Here is a 13,926-nt window from a genome sequence, read left to right as displayed (position 1 = left end):
CCGGCCGGTCGATCGGTGGGACGACGGAGGACCCGTCGCCCGGCGGATGCGGTCTCGAGGGTTCGGTGTCAGGCTCGAGGGATGGACGACTCGACACGGAACTCCTCGGAACAGCCCGCTCCCACCACCCCGCCGGCCGCTGCGCCCCCCGGAGCCGGGCAGCCGCCCCTCCCCGTCGCTCTCCTCCTCCTGCTGCGGCGGAGCGACGGGCGGCCCGCGGCTTCGTCGGGCGCTCTCGACACCGTCCTGGCCGCCTCCGTCCTCGCGGAGCTCTCCCTCCAGCGGCGCGTCGAGTTGGACGCCGGAGCCGTCGCCCTCGGGCCGGAGCGGTCGGCGCTCGGGGACGCCGTGCTCGACGGGGCCCTCGGGTGGATCGAAGCGGAGCGAGCACCGCGCAGCGTCTCCTGGTGGATCGCCCGCCTCACGCGGAGGGAGCTGCATGCCGCCCTCCTCGAGCGGGTCGCCGCCGTGGAGCCGGCGGAGGACGAGCGGCTGCGGATCCGGGTCGCCGAGGTCCTCGCGGCTCGGAGGGCGCCCCTTCCGTCGGACGCGGCGCTCATCGGCCTGCTCGACGCGGCCGGAGCGCTCTCGCCGAGGCCCGGCATCCCGGACCGGCAGGCGATCCGGTCGCTCGCGGCGCAGCACTGGGCAGGGCCGGCGGCCGCCGCCGTCCTCGCGGGAACCGCCGCGAGCGTCACGGGAGTCGCGGTGATCGCCGCGACGACGACGGTCACGATCACCGGCATGTGATCCGACGCGTGCGGCTCGCTGAAGCCGCGCGCCCCTACTCCGCCGGGTAGTCGGGCGCGACGAAGACGCAGAACGGGTGGCCGGCCGGATCGGCGAGGACGTGGAGCGCCTCCTCCGGGTCCTCGCTCCTGTCCTCGATCAGCTCGGCGCCGAGAGCGAGCGCCCGGGTCTTCTGCCGGTCGAGCTCGTCGGCGTCCGCGACCATGAAGTCGAGGTGCAGCTGCTGCGGGACGGGCCCCTCCGGCCAGGTCGCGCGCGGCAGGGCGGCCACCCGCTGGAACGTGAGCTTCGCGCCGTCGGCGGTGACGATCGCGACCCACTCCGCCCCGTCGTCCGAGCCGTCCGCGGGCGGCTCGTCGCCGGGGCGGTACTCGCCGCCGAGCAGGGCGAGGTAGAAGGCGGAGAGGGCGCGGGCTTCCTCCGTGTCGAGGACGACCTGGCGCAGGCGCATGCGGGCAGGGTACCGCCGGACGGCACCGGAGAGGGATGACGTGCTGTGCGGGACGGCTGCGGCGGGCCGGGCGTCGTGGGTCGCGGCCCGACGTCGGCGGAGAAGGGGGGTCCTGCCCCGACACGGCAGGCCGCGTCTCAGCGGAGGTTGTCCAGCTCTCTCGCTCCCGACCGCGCCGCCCTGCCACTCCGCGCCCGCTTCCTCAACCCCTCCCGGCTCCCGGCCTCGCGCCAGGGCCCGGCGCGTACTGTGGCCGCTGACTCACGACGGCTACGAGGGAGACACCATGACGGAGCAGATCGGAATCCCCGAGGCCGCGGCACTGGGGAGCGAGCGGCGGAGCATCGCGATCCTCGGAGCGGGCGGCGACCTCACCGAGCGGCTGCTGCTGCCGGGCCTGGGCCGGGTGGCCGAGCTCGCGCGCGACCTCGAGCTCACGCTGATCGGCGCGGCGCGCACGCCCCAGACCGACGAGGAGTGGCAGAGCCTCGTCCGCCGCAGCCTCGAGGCGGCCGGAGTCGCCGCGCACACGGTCGAGGCCCTCGCGTCGCGCGCGCGCTTCGTCGCCACCGACGCCTCCGACCCGGAGCAGCTGAAGGCCCTCCTCGACGCCTGCCCGTCGACTCCGGTGCTCTACGTCGCCCTGCCGCCGGCGATGGGGCACAAGGTCGCCGCCTCGCTCGCCGAGCTCGACCTGCCCGAGGAGCTGGTCGTCGCCATCGAGAAGCCGTTCGGCGAGGACCTCGACGACGCGATCGCCCTCAACGCGGCGTTCGCGAAGGTCCTCCCCGAGAGCCGCCTCTGGCGCATCGACCACTTCCTCGGCAACGCGACCGTGCTGGGGATGCTGGGCCTGCGGTTCGGCAACAGCATGCTCGAGGCGAGCTGGAGCGCCGAGTGGATCGAGAAGGTCGAGATCGTCTACGACGAGACGCTCGGCATCGAGGGCCGCGCGGCCTTCTACGAGAAGACCGGCGCGCTGCGCGACATGCTGCAGAGCCACCTCCTGATGGTGCTCGCGCTGACCACGATGGAGCGCCCCGACGAGGTCGCGCCCGACGAGGTCCACGCGCGCATGGCCGAGGTGCTCGGCGCCGTGCGGCTCTGGCGCGACGACCCCTCCTCCGCCCGCCGAGCCCGCTACACCGAGGGCCGCGTCGACGGCCGCTTCTTCCCCTCCTACGTCGACGAGCCCGACGTCGACCCCGAGACCGGCACCGAGACCCTCGCGCAGCTGCTGCTCCAGGTCGACACCCCGCGCTGGGCGGGCGTCCCCTTCGTCCTCCGCTCCGGCAAGGCGATAGGCGACCCGCGCCGAGAGGTGGCGATCCACTTCCGCGCCGCCACGCCCCCGCGCGGCCTGCAGGCGGCCGAGGGCGACGCCGGGTCGGTCCTCCGGATCGGTCTCAAGGGCGGCGACGTCAGCCTCGACCTGGTCGTGAACAGCGCCGACGAGCTGACCGATCTCGAGCGCACCACCCTGACGGCGCAGCCCGGCGCGGCCACGCTCGACCCCTACGCGCAGGTCCTCGCCGGGATCCTGCAGGGCGACACCCTGCTCTCGGTCCCGGGCGACGTGGCCGAGCAGTGCTGGCGCATCATCACTCCGGTGCTCTCCGCCTGGGCCGCGGGCGACGCTCCACTGGACGAGTACGAGGCAGGGAGCGCGGGGCCCGAGGGCTGGTGAGCGCGCGGTGAGGCGGGCGGGCTGAGGCGGGGGCGCGTGGCGTGATGCGGGGTCGGGTCCGCCGACGCCGGTCGCGTCGCCTCCCGCCCGGCTCCGCTGCTGGCCGTCCCGCTGGTCGACCCGTCCCGCCGGTCGACCCTCCTGCCGGTCGACCTTGCCGCCCTTCGACCCTCCCGCTCGTTGACCCTCCCGCTCGTTGACCCTCCCGCCGGGGGAGACGGGATGCTGGAGGCATGGTGGGCATCGGGGAGTACGCAGGCATCACGGGTCTGAGCGTGAAGGCGCTCCGGCACTACGACGAGAAGGGCGTGCTGGTCCCGGCGGAGGTCGACGAGCGGTCGTCGTACCGCCGGTACGCCGACGCGCAGGTCCGGGCCGGAGTCGTGATCAGCGCCCTCCGGAGCGCGGGGGTCCCGCTGCCCGAGGTCGCGGCGGCGACTCGAGCCGGCACCGCGGCGGAGGCGCTGCAGGCGCATCGGGAGCGCGTGCTCGCGGAGCGGGAGCAGGAGGACCGGGCGTTCGAGGCCGCCGAGGTGGCGCTGCGGGCGCTCGCCGTGCCGGTCGAGGTCGCCGAACGGACGATGCCGGCGCAGCCCTACGTCGGCCAGGTCCTCACGATCGCGCTGGACGAGGCCGACGGGCCGGGCGACGACGAGGCGAACGAGATCTTCGGCGCACTCGCCACCCGAGTGCACGCGGCAGGGCTCGGGCCGACGGGACGTTTCTGGACGGCGCTCCGGGCGGGCGAGCGGGGTTCGGCGGAGCTCGTCTGCTGCTGGCCGACGTCGGCGGAGGCGGAGGGCGACCTCGCCGATCTCGCCGCGGTCCTCCCGGCGCGCACCGAGCTGGTCGCCACTTGGCGGCCTCGCGACGGGGAGGAACTGCCCGAGGGGACGCTGCATCCGGCGATCGTCGCGCTCTTCGACGCCGCCGGAGACCGCGGCCTCCGGCTCGACGGGGTCGAGGTGCGGCAGACGGTGCTGGGGGAGGGGCCCGAGGACGTGGCGGTCGAGGTGTCGCTGACGGTCGCGGGGTGAGCGGAGGCCGGGAGGCGCCTCAGGTGGGCCGAGTGTCAGCGCTCGAGGACCGGCTCGGCAGGACCGGCTCCTCAGCACCGAGCGGAGGAGGGAGTGGCGCCGTCCGCCTGATCCCGCGCCACTCCGTCGCATGGTGCCACCTGTCTCCGTAGGCTCCGATGCATGACGAGCGGAGTCGAGGCCGGAGTCCATCGCGATGACGACCGGACGGTCCTCCACCGTCGGTGGTTCGCGGTCGTGGCCTCCCTGATCTTCGCCTTCGGCTGGCTGCTGATCCCCGGCGTCGGCTGGCTGATCGGCGCCGTCGCCGTTCTCTGCAGCTCGGCGTGGACGCGGTCGGAGAAGGGATCGGCGTTGGCGATCCCGCTGGTCGCGGCCGCTCTGGTCGGCAGCGGGGTCGGGCTCTTCTACGGTCTGCTCGGCGCGCCGAGCTCCAGCCTGACGACGTGGACGGTGGTGGGGGCCGGGATGCTGGCGGGAGGCGCGGCGACTGCGCTTCTGGGGGTCCGGCTGTGCGCTCGGGCACTCCGCCGGCCGGAGGAGTCCGCTGGAGGCTCGCTCTCACCAGCTGCCCCGGCCTCGGGCGCGTACGACGTCAGCTGAGAGGAGGGGGCGCGGGCTCCTGAGGGAGGCCGCCCTGTCTCAGCGGAGGTTGTGCGGCCGCTCGCCGGCCCCGCTCGCGTCGTAGCGGAGCCGCACCAGCTCAGAGTCCGGCAGAACCGTCGCGTCGAGGAGGCGCAGCCCGTGCTGCGGCGCTCCGGAGTAGAGCGGCGTCCCGCCGCCCGCGAGGCCTGCGCCGACGAGGACGATCAGCTCGTCCACCAGGCCCTGCTCGAGGAGCGGATTCCAGGTCGTGCCGCTGCCGAACATCAGCAGGTCACCCCGGTCGCCCTGCTTGAGCAGCTCGATCTCGGCCGGACCCTGCTTCCGCGGCACGATCCGGGTGGTGGCGGCCCACGGCGCCTCCGGGTCGGGAGCGAGGGAGTCGCTGATCACCAGCGCGTCGAGCGACGTGACCAGCCGCGCGGTCTCGTGCTCCCGCTCGCCCGCCGTCCCGTCCGCGGCGACGGCGCTCCAGCTGTCCCAGTTGTCGCGGAACCAGCGGCCGCCGTAGACGAGCGTGCCCGCGCGGCGCAGCAGCTCGAGGTTGTGGTCGTTGAACGCGTCCTCGAACGGCAGCGCCGAGAGGTCGTGCCCGGGCCCCTCGAAGCGGCCGTCGAGCGAGGTGAGGACGGAGACGACGAGCCTGCTCATGCGGGGGATGCTACTCAGGCGGGGGTGCCGGGTGAAGGGGCGCGGAGGGCCGCGAGCCGGAGGAAGAGCGGCGGGGGCGACTCATCCGGCAGGGGTGTCCGAGAAGCGTCGGCAGCGGTGTTCCCGATCACCTTTCGATACGCGGCTGGATAGTGTCGAGCCGGGAAAAGGCGTCTACGGGGAACAGGTACAGGTGATGGTCGAGCGACCGGAGTTGGACAGGGCGAAGGAGAGAGTCGCGCGAGCTGCCGGCGATCTGAGCAAGCGTGCGCGGAGCGCTACGACGCAGGTGATGGAGCAGGCCGGCGATCTCCGCGAAGCAGCCGCCGAGAAGTTCGGCCCGAGGAGCCTCCAGTCGTACGAGGAGGTCACGGCCGAATACAACCGCGCCTTCACGGCGATGAGCGACGACGGGCTCTCCCTCCTCCGGCAACGCGAGCGCTCCACCGACCTGATCGCTCTCGTCGAGCTCGTGGTGAACAGCATCGCCAACACGCCCAAGTCCTTCAGCAGGGACTTCGAGCAGATCGAGCTCGACAGAGCCCGGTTCCTGGACGCCGAGGAGATCGCCCGCGCGGATCTCGTCGCTGCACGGAAGTCCGCGGCGGGAGCGGGCGCCGGTGTCACCGCCGGCGCGGCGATCGCGAGCGTCGCGCCGACCGCCGCCATGTGGGTCGCCACCACGTTCGGCACCGCGTCGACCGGGACCGCGATCTCGACGCTGTCCGGTGCCGCTGCGAGCCAGGCCGCCCTGGCATGGCTCGGCGGCGGGGCCGTCGCTGCCGGTGGCGGAGGGACCGTCGCGGGAGGAGCGCTGCTCGCGCTGGCCGGCCCGGTCGGCTGGAGCCTCGCAGGCGCCGCCGTCCTCACCTCGGTCGTCCTGTTCACGAAGAAGAAGTTCGAGAACCGCGAGACGAAGCACGAGATGCTCACCGCCGTGATGCGGAACATCGCGCAGGTGCAGGCGATGGACGCGCAGATCGACGACCTCCTCCAGCGCACCGCCTCTACTCGAGAGCTGCTTCTGAAGGTCTACGGCGAGGCGCTGCCGCTCTTCGGGGCGGACTTCGCGACCCTGGCTCCCGCTCAGCAGTCGCAGCTCGGCGCGCTGGTGAACATCGCGAAAGCGAGTGCGGCACTGCTGAGCGCCCGTGTGGAGCAGGCCGCCGACGATGCCTGATCTCGCCGACGTCGCCCGAAGCACTCACGAGCAGGCCGTCGCCGCCTGGGTGGGCTACCTGAACCAGGTCCGCGTCGATCGACTCATGGGCGCCCTGAGCAGGCAGGACCAGAACCTCTCGACGGCTCTCGACCATCTGGATACGGCCCTCCTGCACATAGGCGACGTGGTCTCGTCGAACCGCGGTGGAGTGAAGGGCGCGCACGGATTCATCGCCGAGGTCGCCGAGGTCGGCATCGGCAACGCCCGCGCCGCTGTGCTCGGGGAGACCGGCGGCAACTCCTGGGTGAACGACAACGGCCCTGTCGATCTCATGCGGAACGGCCTGCTGATCCAGCAGAAGTTCTCCACCGCCGGCGGGCGGTTCGGCCTCGGCGCGATCACGGAGCACCTCGAGAGGTACCCGGACTTCGTGAGGAACGGCGGCAGGTACCAGATCCCGAGCGACCACTTCGAGGCCATCCAGAAGCTGCACGCGATGTCCGCCGAGGATGCAGCGAAGCTCCTCTCCCGCAGCGGGGACGGCCCGTCCCTCCGCGACTGGAACCGTGTGGAGGCCTTCTTCTCGAGCGAGACGATCGACATCGCGGCACTCGAGCCCTCCCGGCTGGAGTACCGGGACGTGCAGCTCGGTGCGTACGCCGACACGTTCGCGGCGGAGGAGGGAAGGATCACGGCGACCGACGAGGCCGCCCGCACGGCTGCCGTTCGGGAGAACCGGGCGACGGTGCGCCAGGGCGCTCAGGCCACCGTCGTCGCCGCCGGGATCGAGGGTGGGACCGCATTCGTCTCCGCGGTCCTCGACAAGCGCCGCGAAGGCACGAAGCTCAAGGAGTTCTCGGCCGACGACTGGAAGGACATCGCGAACGCCTCCGGTCTCGGCGCGGTGAAGGGCGGTGTCCGCGGTCTCACGATCTACTCACTCACCAATCTCACTGCGACGTCGGCCGCCACGGCGAACACGGTCACGACCGCCGCGCTGGGGATCGCGGGCCAGGCGAGCAGGCTGCGAGCGGGCGACATCTCCGAGATCGAGTTCATCGAGAACTCCGAGATCCTCTGCCTCCAGGCCGGCATCAGCGCGCTGTCCTCGGTCGTCGGGCAGGTGCTCATCCCGGTCCCCGTCCTCGGCGCCGTCATCGGCAACACCGTCGGCTCCGTCATGTTCAGCGTCGCGTCGTCCTCGCTCTCCGCCCGGGAAGAAGCGCTCATCGCCGGATATCTCGAGGATCAGCGCTCACTCGATCAACAGCTGGCCGCCGACTACGCCGATCTCCTGGCGAAGCTCGAGACGAGCATGCTGCACTTCATCGACATCCTCGACCGGGCGTTCTCTCCCGACATCGAGGTCGCGCTTCTCGGGGCGATCGACCTCGCGGCCCGAGTCGGGGTGCCCTCGGAGGAGATCCTGGACACCGACGAGAAGGTGAACGCGTACTTCCTCGACTAGGTGCCTGCGGGGCGGGGCCGGACGTCGTTCGTGGCGGGGGCGTTGTGCCGGCCTGGCCCCACGTGTTCCGGATGGTGCTGCCGGCACGCCCGCCCCGCACCCCTCCTCACATCGCCGCCCCCAGCGCGTCCCGCAGCGTCGCCCGCGCCCGCGCGTGCCGGCTCCGCACGGTCGTGGCGCGGAGGGACAGGATCTCGGCCGCCTCGGCGAGGGAGAAGCCGTCCCAGTAGACGAGGGTGATGATCTCCTGGTCGACGGGCTTCAGCTGCGCGATCGCGGCGCGGACGTCCTCGGCCGCGTCGTCGGCGGGTGCGGGCGGCGTGATGCGGAGCTCCTCCGCCAGCCGTTCGACGAGCGCGCTCCTCCGGGTCGCGGTGCGGCGCTGGCCCGAGAGCACCCGCCGGGCGACGCCGAACGCCCACATCCGCGCGCGCGTCTCGTCCTCGGGGATCGACCGCTCCTTCCGCCAGAGGATCAGGAGGGTGTCGCTGAGGAGGTCCGCGGCGTCCTCGGGGCTCGCCGTCCGCCGCGCGAAGTAGCGGAGCAGGTCCGGCGCCTCCCGCTCGACCAGGGCCGTGATCTCGGCCTCCCGGTCGCGCGCGGGGGAGCGGACGACGCTGCGCGCCATCGCAGGCGCCGCCTCGCCGGCGCTCATCACAGCTCTCCCGTGCAGTCGGTGCTGCCGCCCAGGCCGCCGTCGCCCTCGACGATCACGCCCTCGGGGATCGTGTCGAGGATGTGGTCGTCCGCCGCGGTGATCCAGGCGCGCCAGCGGATCGTCTCGTCAGAGAGTCCGGGGCCGTCGCTGTTCATGTCCGAGGCCAGCCAGACGGGGTCGGTCGTGTAGGCGACCGCGTCGTCGTGGATCCGCTGGCCGACGCCGCTCCAGTCCTGCGCGCGGAGGTAGTCGGTCGCGGAGGTGGTGACCTCGCGGTAGTCGATCTCTCCGTTGAAGTAGTCGATCGAGCACGACACCGCTGCGCCGGAGTCGGTGGTGTAGCTGATCGGGATCGTGAAGTCGGGGACCGAGCGGACGTCGGTGCCGGCGCTGGTCGCCAGCACGAGACCCGGGACGAGGAGGACGGGAGCCGCCAGCCACCACGCCCTCGACCGCGCGGGACGGCGGGGCGCGCGTTCGCGGGTCTCGGCGATCACGCTGTGCAGGGCGGTGCGGACACCGGGCGCCCGGTCGTCGGTCGCGGGGTCGCTGCGGGAGAGCAGGTCGTCGAGTGTGCGTCGCGTCATCGGGTCCATCCTTCGTCGGTCGGGCGTCTACCGAGTACGTGGCCGGGTGGGGCCCGAGCGTTGCACGGGACCTGACGGGAGGAGTGAGCCGAGCCGGTCGCGCGCGCTCACTTCTTAGAACTCCTTCGCGAGGACCCGTCAAAAGGCGCCATATTCGGCTTCACCCCGGTCCTTTTCTCATCGGTTATGGCCCCGACAAGGGGGGCTCACTTCTCTATGGCGAGAGGGAGGCCGACCTATACGTTCATCTTCGGAAGCCCGCGGGGAATGCGTGCTCCCCTCCGGAGTCTGGGGCCTCCGCACTCGCTGCGACATCCGTGTCGTTCGTCGTGTCGACGTTTCGCTCATCTCCACGATCGACAACACGACTGAGAAGCAGAACCATGGCTTTCACGACCCGGCGGCGCCGCCACTCACGGCACCGATCGCCGTCGCGCCTCGGAATGCGGGCCGTCGTCTTCGCGACGATCGGCGCTCTCCTCGTCGGCTCGTGGGGGCTCGGCGACGTCTCCGCCTCGTCTCCCGCTCAGGCCGCGAACCAGGCGGATCCGGTCGCCGGCGACGCCCCCGCTCCTCTCCCGACGCCCGTCGCACCGACACCGCCGGCAGCCCCCGAGGCCGATCCGGCACCCGCCCCCTCCGCATCTGCCACCTCGGCACCCACTCCGTCAGCGTCCGCCCCGTCGACGTCCGCCCCGTCGGCACCCGCCGAGGCCGCGGAGTCGCCGAGTGCGACGGCGGAGGAGCCCGCTCAGGACGAGCCCGATCCCGCAGCACCCCGCGGCGCCGCAGGGACGGAGCAGCCCGTCGAGACGGCGCCCGCCGGGTCGGCGCCCGCTCCCACGGCGGCCTCGGACGACGATCAGGAGTCGGACCGCGGCCCGCCCGCGACGGCGCGAGCAGCGGGAGGCTTCTCCACGCTCGCGGCCGGCGTCGCCGAGGCCCCGCGACAGGTGTGGACCGAGACCTTCGAGCAGGGTCTGACGACCGCACCGAGCGCGCTCACCGCCTACGCGAACGGCCGCTACACGGCAGCCACCGGCTGGTCGACCGCCACGAACTGCACCGGCGTCCTGGTCAACTACACGGCGCCCTACCCCAACTCCGCCTTCTGCCCGACCCGGCCCCTCCTCACCGTCGGCACGGGATCGTCGGCCGCACGCGAGACCCGCCGCATGGCGGACGTCCTCGGCCAGGTGGCGGCCGGAGTGCCGGGGTCCACCTCCAGCACCGCACCGGCCAACGGCTCGACCACCGGCACGCAGGCGAACCACGCCCTGGTCGAGTACCCGTACGCCGCCGTCACCGGCGGCACGACCGTCGCCCAGAGCGCCGCGGGGATCGGCGTCTCCGCTCCCGCCGCCCGCTACTACGCCGTCGGCATGAACGCCGCCGGCGGGCAGTGCGGGACGAACAACGCGTCCCTCTCCCTCAACCTGGTGTCGGGCGGGTCCACCGTCCTCACCGGATTCGCCGCACCGGTCGTGCCCTGCGCCGCGACCGGCGGCGTGTTCTACACGTCCCCGACCCTCCCGCTGGTCGGCGGGCTCGGCTCGCTCGTCGATCCCGCGCTCCCCGCCTCCGCTCGCGCCGCCGCCTACACCGGCACGAGCACCGCGCTCCTCACTCCAGCGCAGATCGCCGCGGCCCAGGTGCAGCTCGTGAACACGGTCACCGGCACGGGAAGCGCCTTCGCCGTCGACGACCTCCGCGTGCTCGACGTCACTCCCGCTCTCGACGCGGCCTTCACGCAGGCCGTGCCGACCGCGACGGTGCCGACCACGCTGACCTACACGGTCACCAACACCAGCGACCTCCTCGCGAAGGCGGACTGGCGCTTCTCGACCGCTCTCCCGGCCGGCCTCGTCGTGGCCCCGACGCCGGCCGTCGGCGGGTCCTGCACCGACGTCACCGGAACCGCGTTCGCCGTCACAGCGGCCGCCGGATCCTCTTCCGTCTCGACGGTCGGCGGCGACCTCGCCGCGGGCGTGACCTCCTGCACGATCTCGGTGGACGTGGTGGCCGCCGCCGCCGGGACGTACAGCACCGGGACCACGACTCCCACCGGCCTCATCGCCTCCGCCCCGACGTCCGTGACGATCCAGGCCGCGACGACCCTCACCGTCCGGAAGAACCTGCCGGTGCGCAGCGCCACGGGCGACCAGTTCACGCTCTCGGTGCGCAGCGGCACGACGGTCCTCGCGTCGGCGACCACCACGGGCACCACCACCGGGATCCAGGCCGCGCAGATCAGCCGCCTCACCGTGCAGTCCGGAGCGACGTACACGATCGCCGAGGCGCAGACCGCGGGCGCGGGCCTGGGGTACTCCAACAGCTACGAGTGCTCGCGCGGCGGCACGGTCATCGCCTCCGGAGCCTCCGCCGCCGGGTCGATCACGATCCCCAGCGAGGCGGGGGCGGAGGTGCTCTGCACCTTCACGAACACGGTGCAGACGCCGCGCCTGTTCTGCGACACCGGCCGCTTCTACTCCCTCACGGCGGCCGGCGCCCTGCAGCAGGCCGACATCGTCACGGGATCCCTGACCTCGATCGGCAGCTGGTCGGGGACCGCCGAGGCGAACGCGCTCGGCGTCGGCGCGAACGGCGCCTTCGCCTACGCGCTGGACCGCTCGTCCGACGCGACGGACGTCGACGCCGTCCTCAAGTGGACGCCGGACGCCGGCTTCCAGAGGATCGCGAACAGCGCGTACACGACCGTGGCCGGCGGAGCGCAGGTGGCCGGCAGCATCGTCGCCGGCGCGGTCGACCTCCGGACGGGCCGGTACCTGTTCGGCAGCTTCGCGAGCGGCCAGTTCTACATCTGGAGCTTCACGGAGGCCAACCCCGTCGCCACCCGGTTCGCCCTCGTCGGCTCCTTCCCCACCTCCGGAACCCCCAACGGCAACGGCGACATGGCGTTCGACGCTCGCGGCAACCTCTACGTCGTCGGCGCGGGCTCGGTCAACAACGCGAGCAGCGCCGCGATCTTCACCGTGCCGGCCGACGCCCTGGCCGCGGCGACCGGCGGCACCCTCCCGGTGAACACGTCGATCGCGAAGGCCGTGACGGGGACCGACGCCGCCTTCGCCAACATCAACGGCATCGCCTTCTCGCCGCGCGGAACCGTCTACCTCGCCAACGGCGACGTCGCCGCCGCGAACGGCGTCCCCGCCATCCCCGGCAGCGCCTACGAGTTCGACGCCACCACGTGGACCCGCGTCAGCGGCACGCCGCGCGTGAGCGTCAACGCCGTCGACCTCTCCGGCTGCTCCTCGCCGGCCACGATCACCGTGCAGAAGAGCGTGGTGGGCCGCCTGGCCGCGGCGGACCAGTTCCAGCTCACGGCCGCCGCCGGCTCCCCGGCGTCGCCCTTCGCCACGGCCACCACCACCGGCGCCACCACCGGCCGCCAGACCGCGCAGATCGGCCCCTTCCCCACTCCGATCAACAGCACGGTGACGGTCTCGGAGGCGATGGCCGCGGGCTCCGCCTCCCCGATCACCGCCTACACGAGCATCTACGAGTGCTACGCGGACGGCGTGCGGGTGAGCACGGGCTCGAACCCGACCGGGACGATCACCCTCCCGAACCGGCTCGGCGTCAACGTCACCTGCACCTTCTTCAACTCTCCGCGCCCCGCCTCGACGGTGCGGATCACCAAGACGATCCGGGACGCCTCCGGTACGACCCGCCCCGGCGTGGACTGGACCGTGGGCACGACCGCGACGGCCACCGCCGGCACCGTCGCCCTGCTGCCGGAGCAGTCGCCCCGCCAGCAGACGGACGCAGCGGGCCAGGCCGCCTGGACCGTCCTGTTCGGCACGGAGGCGTCGCGGGCGACGCTCACCGTCTCGGAGGTGCAGCAGACGGGCTTCGCGTTCGTCAGCGGCGCCTGCACGGTCAACGGCACCGCCCGGGCGACCACCTTCTCGCAGTCGGGGACCGTCATCAGCGCGAGCCTCACCGGCATCGCCTCCGCGGCGGTCGTCGAGTGCTCGATCGTGAACCGGCCCACGGCCTCCCTCACGCTGGTGAAGACGGTGAGCTCCGGCAGCGCGCTGCCCAGCGACTTCACGCTCAGCGCCACCGGCCCGACCGGCGCCCTGCCCGGCCCGACCGGCCGCGCGGGCTCCGCTGGCGTGTCGGCGATCCCCGTCACCCCGGGTGTGGCCTACCGGCTCGCCGAGACCGGCGGTTCCGCGACCTATGTGCAGACCGCACCCTGGCAGTGCCGCACCGACACCGGCGCCGCCCTCACCGTGAGCGCGGCCGGAGACGTGACCCCGACGAACGGTGCCGCCGTCACCTGCACCGTGGACAACGCCAGCGCGACGATCACCCTGGTCAAGCAGGTCCTGCGCCCCCAGACCGGCTTCCAGGCCGCCGACTGGCGCGTCACCGCGACGCCCGCCGCACTGGCCGGAGCGACGCTCCCGACGGAGAGCCGGGTCGGCGCGGAGTACGTCGCCGCGGGCAACCCGGCGAGCACCTTCGAGGTGCGACCGGGTCACGGCTACACGCTGTCCGAGGCGGCGACGGATCCGACCCGCCGCCTCGCCTACCAGGAACTGCGTCTCGAGCGCCTGACCGGGACGACGTGGTCCCCGGTCGCCTCGCGGACGATCACGGCCCCCACGGCCGGTCAGACGGCGGTCTACCGCTTCGTCAACGCCCCTGTGGACCCCACACGCCTGCCGCTGACCGGCGGCGCCAGCACCGACGCGTTCCTCCTGGGCGGGGGGTCGGTGCTCACTCTCGCACTCGGCCTCCTCCTCTGGGAGCGGCGCCGGAGGCTGCGAGGTCCCTCCAGGTGACGCCCCGACCGAGAGCCCCGGCGCTCTCCCGCAGACCCCTTCCCGCACACCTTCGACT

The 13,926-nt window shown here is 73.1% G+C and carries 11 protein-coding genes; 7 read left to right on the top strand and 4 right to left on the bottom strand.

Translation table 11 applies throughout. The features are described 5' to 3' along the window. Positions 1 to 81: 81 nt before the first annotated feature. Positions 82 to 750, top strand: a complete 669-nt coding sequence (locus tag C5C30_RS03200) for a GPP34 family phosphoprotein (protein WP_104333178.1) — start codon at positions 82 to 84, stop codon at positions 748 to 750. Positions 751 to 784: 34 nt separating this feature from the next. On the opposite strand, the gene C5C30_RS03195 is transcribed toward C5C30_RS03200, so the two are convergent. Next, the gene (locus C5C30_RS03195) at positions 785 to 1,201 is read right to left on the bottom strand and encodes a VOC family protein (RefSeq protein WP_104333177.1); all 417 of its coding nucleotides are present in this window, start codon (positions 1,199 to 1,201) and stop codon (positions 785 to 787) included. A 286-nt stretch (positions 1,202 to 1,487) separates the two neighbouring features. Here C5C30_RS03195 and C5C30_RS03190 point away from each other — a divergent pair, with 286 nt between their 5' ends. The 3 genes from C5C30_RS03190 (at position 1,488) to C5C30_RS03180 (ending at position 4,528) form a co-directional block, all read left to right on the top strand. After that, on the top strand, positions 1,488 to 2,888 hold the full coding sequence (locus C5C30_RS03190) for a glucose-6-phosphate dehydrogenase (RefSeq protein ID WP_104333176.1): 1,401 nt from the start codon (positions 1,488 to 1,490) through the stop codon (positions 2,886 to 2,888). Positions 2,889 to 3,121: 233 nt separating this feature from the next. Continuing rightward, complete coding sequence (locus C5C30_RS03185) at positions 3,122 to 3,925, top strand: MerR family transcriptional regulator (protein ID WP_104333175.1); 804 nt, start codon at positions 3,122 to 3,124, stop codon at positions 3,923 to 3,925. Between the two features lie 162 nt (positions 3,926 to 4,087). Beyond that, complete coding sequence (locus C5C30_RS03180; RefSeq protein WP_104333174.1) at positions 4,088 to 4,528, top strand: hypothetical protein; 441 nt, start codon at positions 4,088 to 4,090, stop codon at positions 4,526 to 4,528. A gap of 39 nt (positions 4,529 to 4,567) precedes the next feature. Here C5C30_RS03180 and C5C30_RS03175 read toward each other — a convergent pair whose 3' ends face one another. Beyond that, complete coding sequence (locus C5C30_RS03175; protein ID WP_104319429.1) at positions 4,568 to 5,179, bottom strand: dihydrofolate reductase family protein; 612 nt, start codon at positions 5,177 to 5,179, stop codon at positions 4,568 to 4,570. Between the two features lie 292 nt (positions 5,180 to 5,471). Here C5C30_RS03175 and C5C30_RS03170 point away from each other — a divergent pair, with 292 nt between their 5' ends. Further along, entirely contained in the window at positions 5,472 to 6,359 is an 888-nt protein-coding gene (locus tag C5C30_RS03170; RefSeq protein ID WP_219812167.1) for a hypothetical protein, read from the top strand. Beyond that, positions 6,352 to 7,809 (top strand): hypothetical protein, encoded by a 1,458-nt coding sequence (locus C5C30_RS03165; RefSeq protein ID WP_104288028.1) that lies wholly within the window; start codon positions 6,352 to 6,354, stop codon positions 7,807 to 7,809. Before C5C30_RS03170 ends, C5C30_RS03165 begins: the two co-directional genes overlap by 8 nt. A gap of 106 nt (positions 7,810 to 7,915) precedes the next feature. Here C5C30_RS03165 and C5C30_RS03160 read toward each other — a convergent pair whose 3' ends face one another. Then, positions 7,916 to 8,437 carry an RNA polymerase sigma factor gene (locus C5C30_RS03160; RefSeq protein WP_104319451.1) on the bottom strand — a complete coding sequence of 174 codons (522 nt, stop codon included), beginning with the start codon at positions 8,435 to 8,437 and terminating at the stop codon, positions 7,916 to 7,918. A 26-nt stretch (positions 8,438 to 8,463) separates the two neighbouring features. Next, entirely contained in the window at positions 8,464 to 9,054 is a 591-nt protein-coding gene (locus C5C30_RS03155) for a hypothetical protein (RefSeq protein WP_104250223.1), read from the bottom strand. A gap of 383 nt (positions 9,055 to 9,437) precedes the next feature. Here C5C30_RS03155 and C5C30_RS03150 point away from each other — a divergent pair, with 383 nt between their 5' ends. Further along, positions 9,438 to 13,868 carry an LPXTG cell wall anchor domain-containing protein gene (locus C5C30_RS03150; RefSeq protein ID WP_146081473.1) on the top strand — a complete coding sequence of 1,477 codons (4,431 nt, stop codon included), beginning with the start codon at positions 9,438 to 9,440 and terminating at the stop codon, positions 13,866 to 13,868. Positions 13,869 to 13,926 lie beyond the last annotated feature (58 nt).

The organism is Rathayibacter sp. AY2B5, from assembly GCF_002931645.1.
Lineage (GTDB): Bacteria > Actinomycetota > Actinomycetes > Actinomycetales > Microbacteriaceae > Rathayibacter.
Note: the sequence above shows the minus strand (reverse complement) of the source record. Positions and strands in the feature narration are given on the sequence as shown.